This is a genomic window from Exiguobacterium sp. s36, from assembly GCF_018618345.1.
Taxonomy (GTDB): Bacteria; Bacillota; Bacilli; order Exiguobacteriales; family Exiguobacteriaceae; genus Exiguobacterium; species Exiguobacterium chiriqhucha.
This window is the reverse complement of sequence record NZ_JACSLW010000025.1, coordinates 1-1,189: the sequence shown is the minus strand read 5'-3', so window position 1 is coordinate 1,189 and position 1,189 is coordinate 1. Positions and strand designations below refer to the sequence as shown.

At 47.0% G+C, this 1,189-nt stretch carries 10 tRNA genes and 1 rRNA gene; all 11 read right to left on the bottom strand.

The features are described 5' to 3' along the window. Positions 1-108 precede the first annotated feature (108 nt). A tRNA-Pro gene (locus tag KNP95_RS15905) sits at positions 109-185 on the bottom strand. A gap of 7 nt (positions 186-192) precedes the next feature. Further along, a tRNA-Arg gene (locus tag KNP95_RS15900) sits at positions 193-269 on the bottom strand. Between the two features lie 5 nt (positions 270-274). Further along, positions 275-359: transfer RNA gene (locus tag KNP95_RS15895), tRNA-Leu, on the bottom strand. A 7-nt stretch (positions 360-366) separates the two neighbouring features. Next, positions 367-441: transfer RNA gene (locus tag KNP95_RS15890), tRNA-Gly, on the bottom strand. A gap of 21 nt (positions 442-462) precedes the next feature. Next, positions 463-543: transfer RNA gene (locus tag KNP95_RS15885), tRNA-Leu, on the bottom strand. 35 nt (positions 544-578) lie between these two features. After that, a tRNA-Lys gene (locus KNP95_RS15880) sits at positions 579-654 on the bottom strand. 16 nt (positions 655-670) lie between these two features. Further along, a tRNA-His gene (locus tag KNP95_RS15875) sits at positions 671-746 on the bottom strand. 11 nt (positions 747-757) lie between these two features. Then, positions 758-833: transfer RNA gene (locus tag KNP95_RS15870), tRNA-Thr, on the bottom strand. 8 nt (positions 834-841) lie between these two features. Beyond that, positions 842-917 (bottom strand) — tRNA-Phe (locus tag KNP95_RS15865). 24 nt (positions 918-941) lie between these two features. Continuing rightward, a tRNA-Asp gene (locus KNP95_RS15860) sits at positions 942-1,017 on the bottom strand. An 83-nt stretch (positions 1,018-1,100) separates the two neighbouring features. Further along, positions 1,101-1,189 (bottom strand): 5S ribosomal RNA (gene rrf, locus KNP95_RS15855); the annotation flags it as partial.

Below are 1,189 nucleotides of genomic sequence, written 5' to 3'. Positions count from 1 at the left end.
AATTTGATATAGCTCTTTAAAAATGACGAAGCTTGCGCTTCATTCAAACATTGTAAAACTTTTTTTGCCTCATCGTTCAGTTTTCAAAGACCAAATTGAATTAAGAAATGGTCGGGAAGACAGGATTCGAACCTGCGACCCCTTGGTCCCAAACCAAGTGCTCTACCAAGCTGAGCTACTTCCCGTTATAAATGGTGCACCCTGAGAGATTCGAACTCCCGGCCTTTAGATTCGTAGTCTAACGCTCTATCCAGCTGAGCTAAGGGTGCATTAATGCGGTCGAGAGGACTTGAACCTCCACGGTGTTAACCACCACTAGGCCCTCAACCTAGCGCGTCTACCGATTCCGCCACGACCGCATATAATTGGAGCGGAAGACGGGATTCGAACCCGCGACCCCGACCTTGGCAAGGTCGTATTCTACCACTGAACTACTTCCGCAATATAAAATTAGATTAGAGATGCGGGTGAAGGGACTCGAACCCCCACGTCAAAGACACTAGATCCTAAGTCTAGCGCGTCTACCAATTCCGCCACACCCGCATATAAAATATTTAAGTATAGAAATTAATGAGAAATGGTGAGCCATGCAGGGCTCGAACCTGCGACCCTCTGATTAAAAGTCAGATGCTCTACCAACTGAGCTAATGGCTCATTAATTTTTAAAAAATGGGGCGGCTGAAGGGAATTGAACCCTCGAATGCCGGAATCACAATCCGGTGCGTTAACCACTTCGCCACAACCGCCATGAGAAAAATGGTGCCGGCGAAAGGATTCGAACCCTCGACCCTCTGATTACAAGTCAGATGCTCTACCAACTGAGCTACACCGGCGCTGTAAATGGTGGCTTTGGACGGAATCGAACCGCCGACACAAGGATTTTCAGTCCTTTGCTCTACCAACTGAGCTACAAAGCCAACTTATTAAATTAAATAAAAAAATGGCGGTCCCGACGGGATTCGAACCCGCGATCTTCTGCGTGACAGGCAGACATGTTAACCACTACACCACGGGACCGTTTTAAATAATTACTGTATCGACTTTACCTATTTTAAGTCTCCTCAAGAAGAAAGTCAATAATTTTTTCAAAAAAATAAACAGCCTGGCAGCGTCCTATCCTCACAGGGGGAGACCCCCAACTACTTTCGGCGCTGAAGCGCTTAACTTCCGTGTTCGGCATGGGAACGGG